The organism is Ewingella sp. S1.OA.A_B6 (genome assembly GCF_049889095.1).
Classification (GTDB): domain Bacteria; phylum Pseudomonadota; class Gammaproteobacteria; order Enterobacterales; family Enterobacteriaceae; genus Ewingella.
The window spans coordinates 82,735-104,128 of record NZ_JBLJFK010000001.1; the positions used below are offsets into that span (position 1 = coordinate 82,735).

18 protein-coding genes are annotated in these 21,394 nt (G+C 53.6%); 8 read left to right on the plus strand and 10 right to left on the minus strand.

What is annotated here, in order from left to right; genetic code table 11:
* Positions 1-72: 72 nt before the first annotated feature.
* A complete protein-coding gene (gene fldA, locus ACMV8I_RS00415; RefSeq protein WP_498863273.1) occupies positions 73-600 on the minus strand; it encodes a flavodoxin FldA in 528 nt (175 codons plus the stop codon).
* A 421-nt stretch (positions 601-1,021) separates the two neighbouring features.
* On the opposite strand from fldA, the gene ACMV8I_RS00420 reads away from it, so the two are divergent.
* On the plus strand, positions 1,022-2,686 hold the full coding sequence (locus ACMV8I_RS00420; protein WP_498863274.1) for a methyl-accepting chemotaxis protein: 1,665 nt from the start codon (positions 1,022-1,024) through the stop codon (positions 2,684-2,686).
* 76 nt (positions 2,687-2,762) lie between these two features.
* Here the strand turns inward: ACMV8I_RS00420 and ybfE are convergent, their stop codons facing one another.
* The gene (gene ybfE, locus ACMV8I_RS00425; RefSeq protein WP_498863275.1) at positions 2,763-3,044 is read right to left on the minus strand and encodes a LexA regulated protein; all 282 of its coding nucleotides are present in this window, start codon (positions 3,042-3,044) and stop codon (positions 2,763-2,765) included.
* A 259-nt stretch (positions 3,045-3,303) separates the two neighbouring features.
* Positions 3,304-4,086 carry an esterase gene (gene ybfF, locus ACMV8I_RS00430; protein ID WP_498864677.1) on the minus strand — a complete coding sequence of 261 codons (783 nt, stop codon included), beginning with the start codon at positions 4,084-4,086 and terminating at the stop codon, positions 3,304-3,306.
* A gap of 251 nt (positions 4,087-4,337) precedes the next feature.
* Here ybfF and seqA point away from each other — a divergent pair, with 251 nt between their 5' ends.
* The gene (gene seqA / locus ACMV8I_RS00435) at positions 4,338-4,895 is read left to right on the plus strand and encodes a replication initiation negative regulator SeqA (RefSeq protein WP_498863276.1); all 558 of its coding nucleotides are present in this window, start codon (positions 4,338-4,340) and stop codon (positions 4,893-4,895) included.
* A gap of 24 nt (positions 4,896-4,919) precedes the next feature.
* The gene (gene pgm, locus ACMV8I_RS00440; protein ID WP_498863277.1) at positions 4,920-6,563 is read left to right on the plus strand and encodes a phosphoglucomutase (alpha-D-glucose-1,6-bisphosphate-dependent); all 1,644 of its coding nucleotides are present in this window, start codon (positions 4,920-4,922) and stop codon (positions 6,561-6,563) included.
* Between the two features lie 148 nt (positions 6,564-6,711).
* Here the strand turns inward: pgm and kdpE are convergent, their stop codons facing one another.
* The 6 genes from kdpE to ACMV8I_RS00470 all read right to left on the minus strand — a co-directional run bounded on the left by kdpE (position 6,712) and on the right by ACMV8I_RS00470 (position 14,711).
* Positions 6,712-7,401: a two-component system response regulator KdpE gene (kdpE, locus tag ACMV8I_RS00445; RefSeq protein WP_498863278.1), complete on the minus strand. Its 690-nt coding sequence runs from the start codon at positions 7,399-7,401 to the stop codon at positions 6,712-6,714.
* Positions 7,398-10,091: a two-component system sensor histidine kinase KdpD gene (kdpD, locus tag ACMV8I_RS00450; protein ID WP_498863279.1), complete on the minus strand. Its 2,694-nt coding sequence runs from the start codon at positions 10,089-10,091 to the stop codon at positions 7,398-7,400. Before kdpD ends, kdpE begins: the two co-directional genes overlap by 4 nt.
* 104 nt (positions 10,092-10,195) lie before the next feature.
* Positions 10,196-10,789, minus strand: a complete 594-nt coding sequence (gene kdpC / locus ACMV8I_RS00455) for a potassium-transporting ATPase subunit KdpC (protein ID WP_498864678.1) — start codon at positions 10,787-10,789, stop codon at positions 10,196-10,198.
* Positions 10,790-10,826: 37 nt separating this feature from the next.
* On the minus strand, positions 10,827-12,893 hold the full coding sequence (gene kdpB, locus ACMV8I_RS00460; protein WP_498863280.1) for a potassium-transporting ATPase subunit KdpB: 2,067 nt from the start codon (positions 12,891-12,893) through the stop codon (positions 10,827-10,829).
* Positions 12,894-12,932: 39 nt separating this feature from the next.
* Positions 12,933-14,621 (minus strand): potassium-transporting ATPase subunit KdpA, encoded by a 1,689-nt coding sequence (gene kdpA, locus ACMV8I_RS00465; RefSeq protein WP_498863281.1) that lies wholly within the window; start codon positions 14,619-14,621, stop codon positions 12,933-12,935.
* Positions 14,622-14,711, minus strand: a complete 90-nt coding sequence (locus ACMV8I_RS00470; protein ID WP_482018168.1) for a K(+)-transporting ATPase subunit F — start codon at positions 14,709-14,711, stop codon at positions 14,622-14,624.
* Between the two features lie 333 nt (positions 14,712-15,044).
* On the opposite strand from ACMV8I_RS00470, the gene ACMV8I_RS00475 reads away from it, so the two are divergent.
* The 5 genes from ACMV8I_RS00475 (at position 15,045) to ACMV8I_RS00495 (ending at position 19,723) form a co-directional block, all read left to right on the plus strand.
* Positions 15,045-15,251, plus strand: a complete 207-nt coding sequence (locus ACMV8I_RS00475) for a DUF2517 family protein (RefSeq protein ID WP_188469591.1) — start codon at positions 15,045-15,047, stop codon at positions 15,249-15,251.
* A gap of 229 nt (positions 15,252-15,480) precedes the next feature.
* The gene (locus tag ACMV8I_RS00480) at positions 15,481-16,434 is read left to right on the plus strand and encodes a YbgA family protein (RefSeq protein ID WP_498863282.1); all 954 of its coding nucleotides are present in this window, start codon (positions 15,481-15,483) and stop codon (positions 16,432-16,434) included.
* Positions 16,435-16,444: 10 nt separating this feature from the next.
* On the plus strand, positions 16,445-17,884 hold the full coding sequence (phrB, locus tag ACMV8I_RS00485; RefSeq protein ID WP_498863283.1) for a deoxyribodipyrimidine photo-lyase: 1,440 nt from the start codon (positions 16,445-16,447) through the stop codon (positions 17,882-17,884).
* A gap of 38 nt (positions 17,885-17,922) precedes the next feature.
* Positions 17,923-18,906, plus strand: coding sequence for an MBL fold metallo-hydrolase (locus ACMV8I_RS00490; protein ID WP_498863284.1), 984 nt, complete (start codon positions 17,923-17,925; stop codon positions 18,904-18,906).
* Positions 18,907-18,979: 73 nt separating this feature from the next.
* Positions 18,980-19,723 (plus strand): type 2 GTP cyclohydrolase I, encoded by a 744-nt coding sequence (locus ACMV8I_RS00495; RefSeq protein ID WP_498863285.1) that lies wholly within the window; start codon positions 18,980-18,982, stop codon positions 19,721-19,723.
* A gap of 4 nt (positions 19,724-19,727) precedes the next feature.
* Here the strand turns inward: ACMV8I_RS00495 and ACMV8I_RS00500 are convergent, their stop codons facing one another.
* Positions 19,728-21,191, minus strand: a complete 1,464-nt coding sequence (locus tag ACMV8I_RS00500) for an MFS transporter (protein WP_498863286.1) — start codon at positions 21,189-21,191, stop codon at positions 19,728-19,730.
* Between the last annotated feature and the right edge of the window lie 203 nt (positions 21,192-21,394).

Genomic DNA, 21,394 nt, shown 5'->3' on the forward strand with positions numbered 1-21,394 from the left:
AGGGCCAATCAGCTCGCCTCTAAATGTTGCGAGTATGTAACGCCTGACCCTGAATGAATTCAGGCAGACAGATTAACCAATAATCTCAGCCAGGCTCAATTCTTGTGAAACCTGCTTAACCCAGGCATCAACACGTTCATTGGTCAGTTCAGGTTGACGATCTTCGTCGATCGCCAGACCAATGAAGTGCTTGTCGTCAGCCAGGCCTTTAGAAGCTTCGAAATGGTAACCATCCGTTGGCCAGTGACCAACAATCACTGCGCCACGCGGCTCGATGATGTCACGCACGGTGCCCATCGCGTCACAGAAATATTCGGCATAATCTTCCTGGTCGCCGCAACCAAACAGCGCGACCAACTTACCTTCGAAATCTATCTCTTCCAGCGTTGGGAAAAAGTCGTCCCAGTCACACTGCGCTTCACCGTAATACCAGGTAGGAATACCGATCAGCAAAATATCGAATTTTTCCAGATCTTCTTTGCTGCTTTTCGCAATGTCGTGGACTTCGGCAATATCTTTACCCAGCTGTTTTTGGATCATTTTTGCGATGTTTTCGGTGTTACCAGTATCGGATCCAAAGAAGATTCCTACTACGGCCATAAGATTTCTAACCTCTTGTTCTCAATGAAAAGCCTTACTCTGCAGGCAATAATGCCGCAGATAATAGCAAACTCGCCGCACGGAGAACATGCCTGCGGCACACCTTGCGGATCGGAGCATAAGTTTATCGGGCATTAGTGCACAGCGTTATCGCCTTCGTGTGCTTGATGTTGATATAGCCTGTCCCTGGGTTTAATGCGGGTATTCGCAGATGTGAGATAAAGTTGTCAACGGCACTAAATATTACCTTTAAATCGCCGATAGATAATGCGAGAGGAATCTCAACATAATAAAGAAATCGATGCCCGGAGAGGTGTTCAACCATGTCCCGGTACAAAACTCTGGCCGTGATCTGTCATGATTCTCCGCATCCCCGTCAATCCTCAAAAAGGGACGTTATCGTCTCACCGAGAGGCACATTGTGCAATTTTTGAAAAACATTACTATCAGGACAGCGTTGCTTTCCATACTTGGCATATTTTGCGTTATGTGGGCTGGAGTCTCTCTTTACACCGTCAGTTCACTTAATGTTTTGACACAAAACACTAAGAGCAGTTCCGAACTTGTCAACAATATGGCGTTGATCAGCAAAGGAAATGATCAGTATTTTCGTACCGTAACCCGGTTAAGTCGTGCAGTCGCCCAGCTTCAGGCCGACCCAACCAAAGGGCCGGAAATTTTTGATGCCGCAAAACAATCTCTTGATGGTCTGACTGAGGCTCTGGCGAGTTTCAAGGCCGCTCCACATCCGGGTCTGGAAGATACGGCGATTCAAGCGTTGATCACCAGTTGGGAGAGCCTTGCCACACAAGGTGTGACGCCGTTATTTGAGGCCGCCAGCAGTAAAAATATTGATGCGTATAATCAGTTAGCCAATTCAATCACACCGCCATTAAGCCGTAGTTTTGGCGCCGCAATGGAAAAAGTCAGCAGCCAGATTGCGGTTGACTTCAGTGCTGCGCAAACGGAATCCAGTCGTCTGACCCAGATGAGCAAAATCATCCTGTTGACCGCGTTTGGCCTGGGCATCGTGATTCTTTTCCTGACCGATCGCTACCTGGTGATGGCGCTGGTTAAGCCGCTGGATAAGATCCGCGATCAGTTTGCGCGCATTGAGCGGGGTGACCTGACGCATGAACTGGAAGAGTTCGGTAAAAACTGCGCCGGGAAACTGATCCCGCTGCTTAATGCGATGCAGGCCAGTCTGATCAATACGGTGCAAACCATCCGTAACAGTACTAACAATATTTATCAGGGAGCCTCAGAGATTTCTGCTGGAAATAATGATCTCTCTTCACGTACCGAACAGCAGGCGTCGGCTCTTGAAGAGACGGCCGCCAGCATGGAGCAGCTCACTGCGACCGTGAAACATAATGCTGACAATGCCCATCACGCCAGCCAGCTGGTGGTGGAAGCTTCTACGACCGCCCGTAAAGGGGGCAGCATTGTGGCTGATGTGGTCAGCACCATGAAAGAGATTTCTGGCAGCTCGAAGAAGATCGCTGAGATCACCTCTGTGATCAACAGTATTGCGTTTCAAACCAATATTCTGGCGTTAAACGCCGCCGTTGAAGCTGCCCGTGCGGGTGAGCAGGGGCGTGGTTTTGCCGTTGTCGCCAGCGAAGTCCGTAATTTAGCGCAGCGCAGCGCACAGGCTGCCAAAGAGATCGAACAGCTGATCAGCGAATCGGTATCAAGAGTCGACAGCGGATCAAAATTGGTGGAAGCCGCCGGTTCGACCATGGATGACGTGGTGCGATCGATAACGCACGTCACTGATATCATGGCTGAGATTGCTTCGGCGTCAGACGAGCAAAGTAAGGGCATTAGTCAGGTTGCTACCGCCGTCACACAGATGGACAGCGTCACTCAGCAGAACGCTGCGCTGGTTGAAGAAGCTTCACAGGCTGCAGTATCGCTGGAAGAGCAGGCCTCATTGCTCAACAACGCCGTGGCAACCTTCAAGTTAAAAGACAGCGTCTTGGGTGTTGGTTCAAAATCGGCCAGCGCAATTTCAGCACCGTTATTACGACCTGATACAAGGCTGATTTCGGCGAAAAGCTCTGAAAACTGGGAAACGTTCTGAGTCATGCAGTGAGGTGGGAAGTAGGGCAATAAACAGAAAAACAAACGGGTAGCCAGAAAGGGTTACCCGTTTTCAATCAGCCTTCATGACCGTTAAGATGCACCAGCAGCATTTCTTCAATCAATTCGCTACGACTGATATTGCGTTCTTCTGCCAGCTTATTAAGAGTATCAACAGCATTGGCATTCATTTTCAGCTCTACGCGACGCAGCCCACTCGCTTTATCTCGACGTAACTGGTTGCGCTTGTTGATCCTGAGCTGTTCATCACGGGATAGCGGATTTGTTTTTGGACGTCCCGGACGGCGGTCATCTGCGAACAGATCAATCGTCGTGCGATCCAGTTGTTCTTTTGCCATAGGTAGCGGTACAACCAGGGAAGTTACATCGGAAAACGGCACGCCGTTTCAGACGATTGCCTTATATATTTCGGGCTAAAATAACCCTAACTCTATTCCCCCGCACAGCTCCATACAACAGAGCGTGAGGAGGCAAAATTTCAGCGCGCAATCATACCCCAGCCACACTGGGGTTCACAACGCTTAAAAGCCCTGAATTATGGCCAAGTGGTTAAGTTATGCAGGCTTTTTGCACAATTTATCCCCAGGTTATTACACCTCAGGCTTCATCGATGAAACGGTGTACAGCACGCAGTACGGCTTCCGGTTTTTCGGCATGTACCCAATGACCGGTTCCGGCTACCACATGTGCCCGCGCCTGTGGAAACTGACTTGCAATGGCGTCACGATATTTATCCTGCACATAAGACGAAAGCCCTCCGCGGATAAACAGCGCCGGATGTGGCCATGCAGGAATATTCTCCCAGCCGGTGATTTTCTCATATTCCTTCATCAGCACCGGCACATTAAAACGCCACTCTCCCTGTTGGAATGACTTCAGCAGGAACTGAATAACGCCTTCTTCCTTTATATACTCACGCATACATACTGCGGCGGCGCTGCGATCGCTCACACCAGCATGGGTGACGGCGTTGATAGCGGCAAATATCTCGTCGTGGCGACGCGTCTGGTAATCCACCGGTGCGACGTCAATCACCACCAGTTTAGCCACCCGTTCCGGGGCCAACGCGGTCATCGCCATTGCGGCTTTACCGCCCATGGAATGCCCGATAACAATGGCTTTCTGGAAATGCGCATCATCCATTGTTTCCAGTAAATCCTGCGCCATGGCGGCGTAAGACATCTCATCGGAACGTCCAGATTGACCGTGATTACGCATATCAACCTGCAACAGGCTATGCTGTTGTTTCAGGTCTCGGGCCAGCACGCCGAGGTTATCCAACGTGCCGAACAAACCGTGGATCAGCAAAACCGGTAAGGTTTCTGTTTCTGGTGTGGCAGATTCTTGCAGACGGTAATGTAATTTCATGGCGAAGTTCATGCAGATAAACAATCTCATTAGGTTATCATGAGTGGCTGGACATGTTTAAAACCAGAAAGGTTTAAAACGGAAAGTTTTCTGCCAGAAAACTGAGTGGGATATGACAGTGCGAGGCCAACGGATGAAGGCGCGAGAGGAAAGCGGGTATAAATCTGCTTTTTGTGCCGTGTCACTATTCATCTGTTGCGGGCGCAGATAAATTTGTATAATCCTTTCAAATGAATTTAGTAGAAAAACAGTACTGGAAAAAGATGAAAACTATTGAGGTTGACGAAGAACTCTACCGTTATATTGCCAGCCATACGCAGCATATCGGTGAAACAGCGTCGGATATTTTGCGCCGTATGCTGAAGTTTTCTGCCGGTCAGGAAGTGAAGTCCACGCCTGCCGTTGCGGGCTCAGCAGTTTCGGTTGCCGCCGCCCAGGAGAAAGCCCCTGCCGTCGCTGCCAACACTGCGCGTGAAAAAATCCGCGCCGTGCGGGAACTTCTGCTTTCTGATGAGTACGCAGAGCAGACCAAAGCGGTAAACCGTTTCATGCTGATTCTGTCTACGCTGTATTGCCTGAATCCTAAAGAATTTGCTGTCGCGACAGATTCCCTTCGCGGCCGTACACGCACCTATTTTGCCGGTGACCAGCAAACCCTGCTGCAAAACGGCATTCATACCAAACCCAAACATGTTCCCGGAACGCCGTATTGGGTGATCACAAATACCAACACCGGTCGCAAACGCAGCATGATCGAACACATCATGCAATTGATGCAGCTCCCGGTGGAGCTGACAGAAAAAGTGTGCGGCACCCTCTAATTTCAGCATAAGGGAGAAGCGTCCGTGGCTAATCACCCCCGTGCAGGGCAACCTGCTCAGCAAAGCGATTTGATAAACGTGGCGCAGTTGACGTCACAATATTTCGTCCTGCAACCGGACCCAGCGAATACCGCGCATGCGGTGAAATTCGGTACTTCCGGTCACCGTGGCAGCGCAGAACGCCACAGCTTTAACGAAAATCACATTCTGGCCATCGCTCAGGCGATCGCCGAAGTGCGTAAAGAGCATGGCACTACCGGCCCTTGCTACGTGGGCAAAGATACCCATGCGCTGTCAGAACCTGCCTTCATTTCCGTACTGGAAGTGCTGACCGCGAATGGCGTTGACGTTATTGTTCAGGAAGACAACGGTTTCACGCCGACGCCTGCGGTATCGCATGCGATCCTTACACACAATCGTAACGGCGGCGCACTGGCTGACGGCATTGTTATCACGCCGTCACACAACCCGCCGGAAGACGGCGGCATCAAATACAATCCTACTAACGGCGGACCGGCTGATACCGATCTGACCTCGGTGATTGAAAAACGCGCCAACGCGCTGCTGGCCGCCAAACTCGACGGCGTACAGCGCCAGACGTTGGATGCTGCCTGGAAAAGCGGACACCTGACTGCGATTGATTTAGTTCAGCCTTACATTGAAGGCTTGGGCGACATCGTTGACATGAAAGCGATTCAGAAAGCCGGCCTGAAGCTGGGTGTTGATCCGCTCGGTGGTTCCGGTATCGAATACTGGAAACGCATTGCTGCGCATTATGAGCTGGACTTAACGCTGGTGAATGACTCGGTAGATCAAACTTTCCGCTTCATGCATCTCGACCACGACGGCATTATCCGTATGGACTGCTCGTCTGAATTCGCCATGGCGGGTCTGCTGGCGCTGCGTGACAAGTTCGAGCTGGCCTTTGCCAATGACCCGGACTATGACCGCCACGGTATCGTCACGCCGAAAGGGCTGATGAACCCGAACCACTATCTGGCCGTTGCTATCCAGTATCTCTTCCAGCATCGTCCGCAGTGGGGCAAAGACGTGGCCGTGGGTAAAACGCTGGTCTCCAGCGCGATGATCGACCGCGTGGTTGAAGATTTAGGCCGTAAACTGGTCGAAGTTCCAGTCGGTTTCAAATGGTTCGTCGATGGCCTGTTTGACGGCAGCTTCGGTTTTGGTGGTGAAGAAAGTGCGGGTGCTTCCTTCCTGCGCTTTGATGGTACGCCTTGGTCGACTGACAAAGATGGCATCATCATGTGCTTGCTGGCGGCTGAGATCACGGCTGTAACCGGTAAAAATCCGCAGGAACATTACGATGAGCTGGCGGCCCGTTTCGGTGCGCCAAGCTACAATCGTATTCAGGCGCCTGCCACGCATGCGCAGAAAGCGGCTTTGTCTAAACTTTCTCCTGAACAGGTAACCGCTGACACCCTGGCGGGTGACCCGATCACCGCGCGCCTGACCAATGCGCCAGGCAATGGTGCTTCCATTGGTGGTCTGAAAGTGATGACCAAAAATGGCTGGTTTGCCGCGCGCCCGTCAGGTACAGAAGAAGCTTACAAGATTTACTGTGAAAGCTTCCTTGGTGCTGAACACCGGGAAAAGATTGAGAAAGAAGCCGTGGATATCGTCAGCAAAGTGCTTGCCGACGCCAAATAAGCCCGATTTCCTTCCCCGTTTTTATTCCAACAAAGCGCTGATTATTCAGCGCTTTTTTTATGGTGTGCCGGGCATGCTCAGCAGTTCGGGGGTGAAAGTCCCCTGTTCAGCCTGAGGATGCAAAATTAGCCGACAACCCGATGGAGTCTTAAGGCAGAAAGCGGTAGCCGACGCCTGTTTCTGTCAGCAGATGGCGAGGACGGGTGGCGTCGGCCTCCAACTTCTGCCGCAAATGGCCCATATAAATACGCAGATAGTGGTTGTGTTCGACGTAGTTCGGGCCCCAGACGTGGCTCAATAACTGACGCTGAGTGATCACTTTACCGCTGTTAGCCAGCAGTTCAGCCAACAGACGAAATTCAATCGGTGTCAGATGACAATCTTCCCCGTGTCGCTGAACGCGGCGGTTGATCAGATCCACCGTGACATCTGAAAAAGTCACCAGTGGGCTCTCCTGACTACCACCGGCATGACGTCGAAGTGCTACGCGGACCCTGGCCAGTAACTCACCGACGCCAAACGGCTTGGTCAGGAAGTCATCGGCACCGGCATCCAGTGCGGCAATCTTGTCCTCTTCGCTGGTGCGTGCCGACAGCACGATCACCGGGATGGCGCTCCAGTGGCGCAAATCGCGAATGTACGTCAGGCCATCACCGTCTGGCAAACCAAGATCGAGAATAATAAGATCCGGTTTGCGGGTGCCGGCTTCAATCAGCCCCCGTTGCAATGTGTCGCTCTCAAATACGCGTAAACCTTCACCTTCCAGCGCTGTGCGAACAAAGCGCCGGATCTCTTTTTCATCTTCAACAATCAAAATATTAATGGGGGAAGCAGTCACAGATCCTCTTTCATGTCAGTTTCCATTTCAGGCAGACTTTCGAGCGGCAGTCGGAAGCGGAAACGCGCACCGCCGTTCGGGCCATTTTCGGCCCAAATCCGCCCGTGGTGTACATCAATAATGGCACGACAAATCGCTAACCCCAAGCCCACTCCTGGTATTGCGGACTCTTTATTGCCGCGCGAGAACTTGTCAAAGATGGCACGCTCACCGCCCGGCGCGATCCCCGGTCCGTTATCCCATACTTCCATCTCCAGCCAGTCATCCAACGGCGTCGCGCGGATACCGATGACTGCCCCTGCGCCCGCATATTTATGAGCATTCTCCAGCAGGTTGATGAACACCCGTTCGAGCAGGCTGCCATCGCAGTTGACCAGCAATAACTCCTCCGGCAACGCGATCTTGATTTCATGGGAACTGAGTACGGTTTCCAGCATTCGCAAGGCGCTGCCGACAATCTCCTCGACCGACTGCCACTCTTTTCGCAGATTAAAACCACCGGACTGAATCCGTGCCATATCCAGTAAATTATTCACCAGACGGGTGGTGCTCAATACCTGCTGGCGGATCTGGTTAGCTTGCGGGCCGTGTTTTGACCCCTCTGCTGCCAGGTCCAGGGTCAGAATTTCAGCCTGACCAAACAGCACAGTCAGCGGCGTACGTAAATCATGGGAGAGGGCGGAGAGCAGTGAGTTACGCAGTTGCTCTCGCTCTGCGTCCAGCCGTGCGGATTCAGCGCTGGCCGACAGATGCAGGCGTTCCAGGGCGTTGGCAATCAGCACGGTGAAGGTCTGTAACAGCCGCTGCTGTTCTGGCACCATCAGTTGGCGTACGTTACTTGGCTCAACCGCCAGTAGCCCGAGCGATTGACCGGATGCCACCAGCGGCAGAAGTTGGTAAGGCACGCCGGGCAAGGTATCGGTGCCTGCCCCGGCGGGCATTTGTTTATCGAAACTCCAACGTGCTATAGCATCATCCACCACAATGCTGGTGCCTTCCGCGAAAGCCGCCGGCTGCAAATTGCCATTCTCCTGCGGCAATAGCACGGCTGTTTTAGCGTTCAAACTGGAGGAGATGAAGTGGCGGCTGGTCTGCGCGACGGCCTCCGGTGTCAGTGCCTGACTCAGCCCCTTTGACATCTCATAAAGGTGTTGTGCCCGTTTTTCGCGGTGGCGGGCGATGCGGGCCTGATAGCGGACTCCGGCAGTCAGATTACCAATCAGAATACCGACAATCAGCATGACCGCGAAGGTCACCAGATATTGCGCGTCGGTAACTGCCAGTGAGCCGCGTGGCTGCACAAAGAACAGGTCAAAGCTGACAACGTTGATCACCGCCGCCAGTGCTGACGGCCAGCGACCATAAAACAGTGCCACGACCACGACGCCGAGCAGATAGACCATCACCAGATTGGCCTGATCGAAGGTCGGCACCAGCCATTGGGAAAACATGGTGATCACTGCACACAATGCCACCGCAACCGCGCAGCCTTGTAGCTGGCGGCTGAATCTTTCGGCGAAAGTACGAACATCATGCTCTTTGCGCGTTTGGACCGGCGGGGCATCTTCCAGCCCGACAATGATCAGATCCAAATCCGGGCCGATGTGGGCCAGACGGTCAGCGAAACTTCCGCCTATTCGCCAGCGTTGCTCTTTACGGCGGCCCATGATGATTTTGCCCAGCCGGTGTTCACGGGCATAGCGTAAAATCGCCTGCTCCTCTTGCGGGTCGGAGAGGGTGGCGGTTTCTGCGCCCAGCTCCTGAGCCAGCTTCAGCGAGCGTAAAATGCCACGGCGCTGGCCTTCCGGCAGGCGGTGCAGACGCGGTGTTTCAACATAAACCGCATGCCAGACGCAGCCCAGTTTGGCGGCCAGACGCGAGGCCACTCGCACCAGTTTTTCATTGCCGCCGCCGTGCCCGATGCACAACAGCAGCGCATCGCGGGTATGCCACACACGGTGAACACCCCGGTCGTCACGGTATTCGCGCATCTGGTCATCAACCCGGTCGGCGGTACGGCGCAGCGCCAGTTCGCGCAGGGCAATCAGGTTGCCTTTACGAAAAAAATGCTCGATGGCGCGTTCGGCCTGGCCGGGGATATAGACTTTGCCTTCTTTCAGGCGCTGACGCAGCGAATCGGGCGGCAGGTCAACCAGTACCACTTCGGTGGCGTCGTCAAACAGGCGGTCGGGCACGGTTTCGCGAATAAGAATACCGGTGACGCCGCTGACCACATCATTCAGGCTTTCCAGATGCTGAACGTTGACGGTCGTGAACACGTCAATGCCTGCGTCGAGTAACTCTTCAATATCTTGCCAGCGTTTGGGATGACGTGAGCCAGCGGCGTTACTGTGCGCCAGTTCGTCCATCAGAATCAGTGCCGGATGACGGGCCAGGGCGGCATCAAGATCAAACTCCTGCACCTGACGCCCGCGGTGCTGAATGCGTTTTGGCGGTAACAGGCTCAGGCCCGGCAGCATCGCTTCCGTCTCTTTACGGCCATGCGTTTCTACCACGCCGATCAGCACGTCCAGACCCGTGGCACGCAGACGTTGGGCCTCCTGTAACATGGCGTAAGTTTTCCCGACGCCGGCACAGGCACCGAAAAAGACCTTCAACTGCCCGCGAGGTTTCTCATTGGCAAGTGCCAGAAGCGTGTCCGGGTCGGGTCTGTTTGATTCTTCAACCATGATGATCCTTGTTTAATTGAAAGCCGAACGGGCGCAGCATGTTGCGCCTTCCGGTGACTTCCCTGAAAGGTACAACATGTTGCGCCCTGAATAGATTCGGCTGGCTACTGCGCTGGTTTTACCTGATCCAATGCATGATTTAATTGAACTACGTTCACCACGGTTGGGCCGAGAAAATTCACCAACGGCGAGGCGGTATTATCATCAATCAGTTTAGTCACTTGCGCCACAGTTAAACCACGGGCGCTGGCGACGCGCCGGGCCTGCCACTGTGCCGCTTCTACAGAGATTTGCGGATCTAAACCACTGGCGGATGCTGTCACCAAATCAACCGGAACCTGTGGTGAACTTTGCGGATTTGCCAGTCGCAATGCCGTCACACGATCTGCCACGGCTTTGTCCAGCACCGGATTGCTCACTGCCAGATTGCTGCCGCCGGATGCCATCGCATTATAAGGCGTATCGGATGTCGCCGACGGGCGTCCCCAGAAGTAGTTGCTATGGGTAAAATTCTGACCAATCAGTTCAGAACCTATTAGCTTATCACCCTCCAGAATCAGTGACCCCTGCGCCTGCTGGTGGAACAGGGCCGTTGAAATACCGGTGGTGAGGAGCGGGTAAATGACCCCGGTTGCCAGCGTCAGTAACATCGTCATCACGATAGCCGGACGTATATAACTGTGACGGGTACTTTTCATTGTCGTAACAGACATGTGCATTGTCCTCAAAGAAAGCTTAGCTCAGATGTAAAACAGTCAGGATCACGTCAATCAGCTTGATGCCCACAAATGGCACCAGCAACCCACCCACGCCATAAATCCACAGGTTACGGCGCAACAGGGATGCGGCACTCATGGCTTTATAGCTGACACCGCGAAGCGCCAGCGGGATCAGGAACACAATCACTAAGGCGTTGAAAATAACCGCTGATAAAATGGCGGATGACGGTGAATGCAGGTGCATCACGTTCAGTGAATTCAGCTGCGGATAGGTCGCTGCGAAGGCCGCCGGAATGATGGCGAAATACTTGGCGACGTCGTTGGCGATACTGAAGGTGGTCAGTGAGCCGCGGGTCATCAGCATCTGTTTACCAATGTGCACCACTTCGATCAGCTTGGTCGGGTTGGAGTCTAAATCGACCATGTTACCGGCTTCCTTTGCCGCCTGAGTCCCGGAGTTCATGGCTACTGCCACATCCGCCTGCGCCAATGCCGGGGCGTCGTTGGTGCCGTCGCCGGTCATCGCCACCAGACGGCCTTCTGACTGATATTGGCGAATCAGAGCCAGTTTGGCTTCCGGTGTCGCTTCGGCCAGAAAATCATCCACGCCCGCTTCGGCAGCAATCGCTGCGGCGGTGAGACGGTTATCCCCGGTGATCATCACCGTTTTGATGCCCATCTTACGCAGTTCGGCGAAGCGCTCTTTAATACCGCCTTTAACGATATCCTTCAGCTCGACCACGCCAAGCACGCGGGCACCTTCGGCCACGACCAGCGGTGTGCCGCCTTTGCGGGCGACGGTTTCCACCAGCCCCTCAATAGCCTGCGGGAAGTTACCGCCGTTGGTTTCCACATGACGGCGGATGGCGTCTACGGCACCTTTACGAATACTGCGATCGCCGATGTTCACGCCGCTCATGCGGGTTTGTGCAGAGAAGGGCACAAAGGTCGCATTTAGCGAGTGAATGTCGCGCTCGCGCAGATTGAAACGCTGCTTTGCCAGTACCACAATACTGCGGCCTTCCGGCGTTTCGTCGGCCAGCGAAGATAACTGCGCGGCATCGGCCAGTTCCTGCTCCGTGACTTGCGGAGCTGGCAGGAACTGGGATGCCTGCCGGTTACCCAAGGTAATAGTGCCGGTTTTATCCAGCAGCAGCACGTCGACATCACCGGCCGCTTCTACCGCACGCCCACTGGTGGCGATCACGTTGGCTTCCAGCATACGGCTCATACCTGCCACACCGATAGCCGACAGCAGACCACCAATGGTGGTTGGGATCAGGCAGACCAGCAACGCCACCAGCACGGTAACTGACACCGGAACACCGATGTGGCTGGCATCAACGCTAAACAGTGAGAACGGATACAGCGTCGCAGTGGCCAGCACGAATACCAGCGTCAGCGCCACCAGCAGAATGGTCAGCGCAACTTCGTTTGGCGTTTTGCGGCGTTTTGCGCCTTCCACCATGGCGATCATCCGGTCGAGGAAAGTGTCGCCGGGGTTAGCCGAGCATTCGACGATCAGCCAGTCAGACAGCACGCGGGTACCGCCGGTGACCGAGGAGAAGTCACCGCCGGACTCACGGATCACCGGTGCAGACTCACCGGTGATGGCGCTTTCGTCCACGGAGGCTCCGCCGACCAGCACTTCACCGTCGCAGGGCACGGTATCACCGGCTTCAATCAGCACTATATCGCCTTTACGCAGGCTATCAGCAGCGACTTTAATTACCGGTGATTCCGGGCGAGGTTCATAAATTTTCTTCGCCCAGCTGGTTTTCTGTACCCCTTTTAAACTTTCTGCCTGCGCCTTACTGCGGCCCTCTGCCAGAGCTTCGGCAAAGTTGGCAAACAGTACGGTGAACCACAGCCACAGTGACACGCTACCGGTGAACCCAGCGCTGCCATCAGTTTGTTTAAAAAGAATAGCCAGCCAGATGACGGTGGTTAGGATACTGCCCAGATAAACCACGAACATCACCGGGTTGCGCCACTGGACGCGGGGATCCAGTTTCTTCACCGAGTCGAGCATCGCGGTGCGGATCAGGCGCGGTTCGAAAAGCGCACGTTGTTTACGCGTCATTTTTGTCTCTCACTCATCAGTTCAACGGGATACACGGCATTATTGGCCGGACCACACCTGCAAATGTTCTGCTACCGGGCCTAAGGCCAGGGCAGGAACGAAGGTCAGGGCACCGACTAATAGAATGGTGCCGACCAGTAGGCCGATAAACAGCGGGCCTGAAGTTGGCAGCGTACCGTTACCGGCTTTCTGGCGTTTTTTCGCGACCAGAGAACCTGCGATGGCCAGAACCGGTAAAATCACCCCGAAGCGGCCGAGGAACATACATACAGCCAACAGCACGTTGTAGAACGGTGTATTGACGCTCAGGCCCCCGAAGGCGCTGCCGTTGTTGTTGGCAGCAGAAGAAACGGCGTACAGCACTTCGCTGAAACCATGTGCGCCAGGATTGAGTATCCCTGCGCGTCCGGCGTCGGTGACCAGTGCCAGCGCGGTACCGAGCAGCACCAGCGTTGGTGTCACCAGGATCGCCAGTGCGGTCATCTTCATGTCGTAAACATCAATCTTCTTGCCGAGATATTCCGGTGTGCGGCCAATCATCAGACCGGCGATGAACACCGTCAGCAGTACGAACAGCAGCATGCCGTATAGACCAGAACCCACACCGCCGAATACCACTTCACCAATTTGGATAAGCCACATCGGCATCATCCCACCCATTGCGGTGAAGGAATCATGCATGGCGTTAACTGCACCGCATGAGGCTGCCGTGGTGACGGCTGCAAACATGCTGGATGCCAGGATGCCGAAACGGCTCTCTTTGCCTTCCATATTAATATTGCTGGTGGCACCGAGCTGGGTGAGATGCGGGTTACCTTGCAATTCGGCGTACATGATAACGACCACTGAAACGACAAAAATCAGCGACATCGCCCACACCAAGGCATGGCCCTGACGGTTGTCGCCAACCACCCGGCCAAAGGCGAAGCACAGCGCGCAAGGGATGAGGAAAATTGCCAGCATCTGCACCATATTGGTCAGCGCAGTCGGGTTCTCAAACGGATGCGCCGAGTTAGCGCCAAAGAAACCGCCGCCGTTAGTCCCGAGCATTTTGATCGCTTCCTGCGAGGCGACTGGCCCCATCGGCAGCGTTTGCTGCAAGTCTTCGAGCGTGGTGACGTGCTGATAGGCCTCAAAATTTTGCAGCACACCCTGACTGACGAAGAACAGCGCGATCAGCAACGACAGTGGGATCAACAGATAAACCGTGATGCGCCACAAATCAGTCCAGGCATTACCAATGGTTTGTGCAGAAGGACGTGCAAAAGCACGGATCAACGCAAAGGCCACGGATATTCCGGTCGCGGCAGAAAGGAAATTCTGGACGGTCAAACCAACCATTTGGCTTAAATAACTCAGCGTGTTTTCACCGCTGTAGGCTTGCCAGTTGGTATTAGTGACGAAACTGATGGCGGTGTTAAAGGCCAGATCCCATGATAAACCGCCAAAATTCTGTGGGTTGAGCGGTAATGAGCCTTGCGCCATCAGCAGCGCCATTAAAATGATAATCCCCAGAATGTTGAAAACCATGATGGCCAGCGCATATTGCCACCAGTTCATTTCTGTTTCGGTGCTGCCCGCCGTGCGTAATATGCCACGTTCAAACCCTTGTAAAAACGAGGCAGGCTGACCTTCAATTAACTGGGCAATAAAATTGCCCAGTGGCTTAGAAAGCAGCAATAGCGCCAGCATAAAGCTGGCAATGAGTAAGAATGCCGAAGCTGCCATTTAAAATTCCTCCGCATTCAGCAAGGCATAAATCAGATAGCCGAGCAGCAAAAGAACCAGCAGTGCGCCGCAGATTACGCCAACAGTCACAGTCCACCTCCACAGGTGTGTTTTTTATGTTGTAGCGAGAATAGAAAAACGCGGGCAAAGATCCTGAAAAGATAAGGGCCTCAGGTGTAAAGAAAGTATAAAAAATTCCTGTGCCCTTGATGCCTTGGCAGTATTTGCTTCAGTCGATTAGTTGAAGTATTTATTTAACCATTCTGTAACTTAATTACAGCTATAGATAAAAATTGGCGTTTTTTTACACGAAAGGTGGTCAGATGAGTAGTAAACTTTCACTAACTAGGATAAGATTTGTTCAATTTTGAGTCTTCGAATATTTGATTAAACAGTCTAAAACTTCCCGAAAGGAGCAACGCTATGTCTGATTACACGCCGTATACGCTGACCCGCATCATCACCCGCCGCGCTCTGGTGCTGGCCGCAGGCCTGCTGGCACTCCCGGTGATGCTTTTCCGCCAGGACCGCGCGCGTTTTTACAGCTATTTACACCGCGTCTGGCTAAAAACCAGCGATAAACCGGTCTGGCTGAGTCATGCAGAGGTTGCTACGCAGGATTTTTATTAAATCCCGTCGTCCTTGCTGTAAACGCCAGTGACTTAGTGGATTTGTCGAATTCGAATTAATGTTTTCAAAATACTTTCTTAAACCCCGATTAACCGATCGGGGTTTTTTATTGCCTGAATCTCAAACCTGTACAACATTATTTTTTTGTATAATTTATACTGAATCATAACGAATGTTGATGAATGTTCTTCTTCAACCCTTTTTTCCATATGAGAGTCAGGGAGTCGCCATGAGTGAACATATTCCGGTTGGGATCAGCGCCTGCCTGTTGGGGGAAAATGTCCGTTTTGATGGCGGGCATAAGCGGCTGGCGTTTGCCGTCGAACAACTGGCCCCTTATGTCCGTTTCGAAGCGATTTGTCCGGAGATGGCCATTGGTCTGCCGACCCCACGGCCTGCGCTGCGCCTGGTCAGGCTCGATGAAGGTGTGGCGATGCGTTTTAGCAATGATGAAAGCATCGACATTACTGAGAAAATGCAAAACTACTCTGAACAGCGCATCGAACCGCTGGGTCATTTATGCGGATATATTCTTTGTGCCAAATCGCCAAGTTGCGGTATGGAGCGCGTGCGGATTTACAGTGCCAACGGTAAAGATGGAAAAAAAATTGGCGTGGGCCTTTATGCTGCGGCGCTAATGAAACGTTTCCCTTGGCTGCCGGTGGAAGAAGATGGCCGCCTGAATGATCCGGTGCTGCGGGAGAATTTTGTCGAGCGGGTATTTGCGCTGTACGAGCTGAATCAGTTGCGCGCCAGCGGTCTGACTCGCGGAAAACTGATGGATTTCCATAGCCGTTACAAACTTTCGCTATTGTCGCACTCCCAGCCACAGTACCGGGAGCTGGGTCGTTTTGTGGCCAGTATGGCGGAGTGGGCATCGCTGGAGGAGTATTTCATTGAATATCGCCAGCGGCTGATGGATTTGCTGCAACACAAGGCCACACGTCGCAACCACACCAACGTGCTGATGCATGTACAAGGCTACTTCCGCAGCCAGTTGAATGCGCATCAACGGCAGGAGCTAACTCAGCTTATCGACCGCTATCGTCAGGGCGTGCAGCCTTTACTGGCCCCGATCACCTTGCTGAAGCATTACATGTCGGAATATCCGGATGACTATCTGGCCGGGCAACGCTATTTTGAACCCTATCCTGAAGCCCTGCGCTTACGCTACGGACACTAAAAGGAATGCTATGACCACGCATCTCGTCTGGTTTCGCAATGACCTGCGTATAACCGATAACCTTGCGTTGCATGCTGCCTGTGAGGATCCGCAGGCGAGAGTGATCGCGGTGTTTGTCGCGACGCCGAAACAGTGGAAAAACCATGTGATGGCACCACGCCAGGCAGCGTTTATCTACCAGCATTTACAGTGTTTACAGGCGTCACTGGCCGCTCGCGGTATCGAACTGTTTTACCATCAGTGCGACGACTTTGCCGCCAGCGTTAACTGGCTGAAAGGCTTCTGTCAGCAACAGCGGGTGGATTCGCTATTTTACAATAAACAGTATGAAATCAACGAGCACAAGCGTGATGCTGCCCTCGAAACCTTATTGCAGGGCAGGGTAATTTGCCGCAGTTTTGATGACAGCCTGCTGTTGCCGCCGGGTTCGGTCACCACTGGAGAAGGTTCGATGTATAAGGTGTATACGCCGTTTCGCCGCGCTTTTCTCGACCGCCTTACTGCGTCCGACAGCCGTTCACTGCCTGCGGCGAAAGCCCGCAATAATCAGGAAGATGTGACAATGCATCCGCTGACGCCCTTCGATTTTCCTCAACAGACGGTGGGTGAAGACTTCCCCGTCGGTGAAGAGGCGGCACGCGATCGTCTGCGTACATTCTGCCGCGAAACCGTGCAGGATTACCTCGAACAGCGCGACCTGCCAGCCGTGGACGGCACCAGTTCACTATCGCCGTATCTGGCCATTGGCGTGTTGTCACCGCGACAATGTTTTAATCGTCTGCGCACCGAATGTCCGGACGTGCTTGAGCGCCGGGACGGCGGTGCCTTCGGTTGGCTCAATGAGCTGATATGGCGTGAGTTTTACCGTCATCTGCTGGTGGCCTGGCCGAAACTTTGCAAACACCAGCCGTTTATAGAATGGACCGACAACGTGAGCTGGCGTGATGCGCCGCAAGATTTACAGGCGTGGAAAGAGGGTAAGACCGGTTATCCGATTGTCGATGCCGCCATGCGTCAACTCAACGCCACCGGCTGGATGCACAACCGGCTGCGGATGATTGTCGCCAGTTTTCTGGTAAAGGATTTGCTGATCGACTGGCGCGAAGGCGAGCGCTATTTCATGTCGCAGTTGGTCGACGGCGATCTGGCAGCCAATAACGGCGGTTGGCAGTGGGGCGCATCCACCGGTACGGACGCCGCGCCTTACTTTCGAATCTTCAACCCGACTACTCAGGGAGAACGATTTGATAAGGCGGGTCGCTTTATTAAAACCTGGGTACCGGAGTTGAACCATGTCGCAGAAAAAGAGATCCATCAGCCGCATCGTTGGGCGGAGAAACAACAGCGCGTGTTAGACTATCCGTTGCCGGTTATCGACCACTCCCAGGCTCGCAAAGACACGCTGGCGGCATTCGAATCGGCAAAACGAAGGGGTCAGCCAACGGGCTGATCACCCAAAGAATTCTTCACCACACACGGAGCGATGTGATGAAACACAAGATGTTGGCGCTGGTCCTGGCCTGTACCGCCGGTCAGGCAATCGCTGGGTTTGACGTGGTGGCGCTTGGCGTTTACGGCGGCGTGAAAGAGGGGAATCTCACTTCCTATTTGATTCGCAGTGACTCTCAACAATTGTATCTCGGGCTTGATGCTGGTTCGGTTCTGCCCGGCATCAGCAAAGCGCTGGAAAAAGGCGCCTTCCCGCAGATAACGGTCGAAAATTCCGTACCTTATACGCCGGAGGGCGCAGTGTTCCGCAACCTGATCGGTGGTTATTTCATCAGTCACGGCCATCTTGATCATCTTGCCGGGCTTATCATTAGTTCGCCGGAAGACAGCCGCAAACCGATTTACGGCTCTGCAGACACTATCGGCACCCTAAGCAATCACTACTTCAACGGTAAGGTGTGGCCAAATTTCACTGATTCTGGCAGCGGTACGCGCATCGGCACCTATCGGTTGAATGCGCCGCGTCCTGCACAGCGTTTCTCTCTCGGCCTGACTGGCCTGGATGGCACTATCTACCCGCTTAGCCACGGCGGTACCCCTTCGAGCATGATTTTAGTCAGCCGTAATGATGAGTCTTTTGCCTACTTTGGCGATACAGGCCCGGATGCGGTGGAGAAATCCAAAAACCTTGAAACCATCTGGCGAGTACTGAGTGAAGAAGTGAAGGCCAAGCGGCTGAAAGGCATCATCATTGAAACGTCGTATCCTGACGGTGTGCCTGACAGTAAACTGTTTGGCCATTTAACGCCGGTTTGGTTGCTGAAAGAGTTGAAAGTGCTGGAGCAAGACAGCGGTGGTGATGGTTCACTCAAAGGACTGACGGTGATCATCAGCCACGTGAAACCGAGTCTGAAAGCGGCCGCTGACCCTGAAGCCGAGATTATGCAGCAGCTTTCAGCCGGTGATGCGCTGGGCGTGAAGTTTGTGCGATTACAGCAGGGTGATTCGCTGAAGCTCGATTAGGCAAATAAGGGGGTGGCCTTTCCCTATAGCATTATTATCAATCATGTAGATCCTAACTGAGATGCTGACTACCATGAATAATCTTCAGCTAGAAGCCCTTATCAATCAAAAACTCGACGTTAATAGCTTCCAGGATTACGCACCGAACGGTTTGCAGGTGGAAGGGCGTACTGAGGTCGGACGGATTGTTACGGGTGTGACGGCCTCGCAAGGGTTGCTTGACGCGGCAGTGGAGCATCAAGCGGACGCGATCCTAGTACACCACGGCTATTTCTGGAAAAACGAACCGGCGGTGGTGCGCGGCATGAAGCGTAATCGTCTGAAAACATTGCTCCTCAACGATATTAATTTATACGGTTACCATCTGCCACTCGATGCGCACCCGCAGTTGGGTAATAATGCTCAGTTGGCAAACATGTTTGGCATTCAAGTACAGGGTGAAGTGATGCCGTTGGTGCCTTACGGCGAACTGGATGTTCCGCTCAGCGGTGAGGCGTTGCGCCAGCGTATCGAAGTGCTGCTCGACCGCAACGTGTTGCACAGTGCGCAGGGCGGACCAGCCGAAATCCGCCGCGTGGCCTGGTGTTCAGGCGGCGGTCAGGGCTTTATTCAGCAGGCGGCGGAGTTTGGTGTCGATGCGTTTATCAGCGGTGAAGTTTCAGAACAAACTATTCATATCGCCCGCGAAATGGGGCTGCATTTTTACGCCGCAGGCCATCACGCCACCGAACGCTACGGCGTGAAAGCACTGGGTGAATGGCTGGTCGAAGAACACGGGCTGGATGTGACATTTATCGACATCGACAACCCAGCCTAAAAGACTATTTTATTTGCCTTTCCGCTTCGGTCAGTGTTTCTTCCGGAACGCTGTCTTCCAGCAGGGTAAAGGCACGTTGTAAGCCAGTATCGGCATCCGGGTCGGCGCCCTGGGGTGCAAACTGGCTCTCCTCTTCGGTTTCATCCTGCGCCGCATTTTCATTGGCGATGTCATTGGCAGCGGCATCTTCATTGCTCATTTCAGGCGCGGGCATGGTGTCCTGAATCATCTGCTCATCAAACGCCGGGTTTAGCGCAGGTGAAAGAGGTGAGCTACTCAGACTGTCCGGCATGGCAATATGCGGCAGCGGGGCATCCACCGCCATGACCGTCACCTCTTCTTTGGCGGAAGTCCGGCTCAGTGCCACGATCCCGACGCCACACAGCGCGAAGAACGCGTACAGAATATTCCCGCCCAGCGGTTCAATCAGCGCACCTACCGCCAGTGGCCCAATACAGGCACCCACGCCAAAGGCCATCAACAGACAGGCGGAAAGCGACACACGTCGCTCCGGTTCAATCATGTCATTCGCCAGCGCGACCACCAGTGGATAGAGCGTAAACTGCATCAGGCTGACAATAAATCCGATACCAAGCAGCACTGGGAAGGATATATGCGTTAGGACCGCCAACGGCAGCGCGGCAAGCGCCAGCAGTATGGCGTTGATGCGCATTAGCATATTACGGTTGTAGTGATCGGACAGCCAGCTCAGAGGGAACTGGGCCAGCAGGCCGGCGAAAATGGCCAGCGCCATAAACAGACCGGTTTGCTGAGTAGTAAATTCCTGCTGGCTGGAGTAAATCGGCGCCAGACCATAGAACGAACCCACGACCATGCCGATCAGCAGAGTGATGGCCAGTACGTTGGGAATGGCGCTGATAAAGAATTTAAGCTCCATGGGTGCAGGAGACATATGCCCGACATTGGTTCGCGTGGTCAGGGCAATCGGCACCAAACAAAGGGCGAAACAGAGCGCGATGATGATAAGCGTGCTCATTCCCAGACCATCGCTGACCATCAGAACCACCTGGCCCAACGACATGCCGAGATAGGACGCCACCATGTAAAAACCAAATACCACACCGCGTTGGGCCGGTTCCGCCTGATCGTTCAGCCAGCTTTCCAGCACCATATATTGCACCATCATGCACAGACCGATGATCAGCCGCAAGACGACCCATACCGGGATCATTTCGGTTAAACCATGTCCGAGAACGGCGGCGGTGATGATCCCAGAGCAGGAGACGTAAGCGCGGATATGGCCGACGCGAGCGATCAGGAAATGTCCGATTTTACCGCCGATCACTAATCCTGCGTAATTGGCCGCAATGATTGCACCGATCATCGCGCCACTGACGTGGATAGCCGACAGCCTTAAAGAGATGTAGGTGGTGAGTAAACCGGAGCCAAGCAGCATAAGCAACGTGGTGGTATATAACGGAAAAAATACGGCCAGCGGCTTCTTCACACTCTTCCCTTCGTTCTTGAATTTGCAGCGGCGTTCGCTGCACTCAAGAATACCGAATCACTTACTGAAGTCAGTGATTCGGTATTCTCTCCCTTGCTGCCTTGCTGCAACCCCAATGACTTGGGTTGAGAAAACAGTGACAAGGGGGAGAGTAGCAGTTGAAACTGATGGGCGAAACCCGAAGGGTCTGAAACAGGGGGCGT

Coding starts and splice junctions, on each gene's coding strand:
- fldA (WP_498863273.1), bottom strand. CDS start 600: ATGGCCGTAGTAGGAATCTTCTTTGGATCCGATACTGGTAACACCGAA.
- ybfE (WP_498863275.1), bottom strand. CDS start 3,044: ATGGCAAAAGAACAACTGGATCGCACGACGATTGATCTGTTCGCAGAT.
- ybfF (WP_498864677.1), bottom strand. CDS start 4,086: ATGAACTTCGCCATGAAATTACATTACCGTCTGCAAGAATCTGCCACA.
- seqA (WP_498863276.1), top strand. CDS start 4,338: ATGAAAACTATTGAGGTTGACGAAGAACTCTACCGTTATATTGCCAGC.
- kdpD (WP_498863279.1), bottom strand. CDS start 10,091: ATGGTTGAAGAATCAAACAGACCCGACCCGGACACGCTTCTGGCACTT.
- kdpC (WP_498864678.1), bottom strand. CDS start 10,789: ATGAAAAGTACCCGTCACAGTTATATACGTCCGGCTATCGTGATGACG.
- kdpB (WP_498863280.1), bottom strand. CDS start 12,893: ATGACGCGTAAACAACGTGCGCTTTTCGAACCGCGCCTGATCCGCACC.
- kdpA (WP_498863281.1), bottom strand. CDS start 14,621: ATGGCAGCTTCGGCATTCTTACTCATTGCCAGCTTTATGCTGGCGCTA.
- ACMV8I_RS00475 (WP_188469591.1), top strand. CDS start 15,045: ATGTCTGATTACACGCCGTATACGCTGACCCGCATCATCACCCGCCGC.
- ACMV8I_RS00480 (WP_498863282.1), top strand. CDS start 15,481: ATGAGTGAACATATTCCGGTTGGGATCAGCGCCTGCCTGTTGGGGGAA.
- phrB (WP_498863283.1), top strand. CDS start 16,445: ATGACCACGCATCTCGTCTGGTTTCGCAATGACCTGCGTATAACCGAT.
- ACMV8I_RS00490 (WP_498863284.1), top strand. CDS start 17,923: ATGAAACACAAGATGTTGGCGCTGGTCCTGGCCTGTACCGCCGGTCAG.
- ACMV8I_RS00495 (WP_498863285.1), top strand. CDS start 18,980: ATGAATAATCTTCAGCTAGAAGCCCTTATCAATCAAAAACTCGACGTT.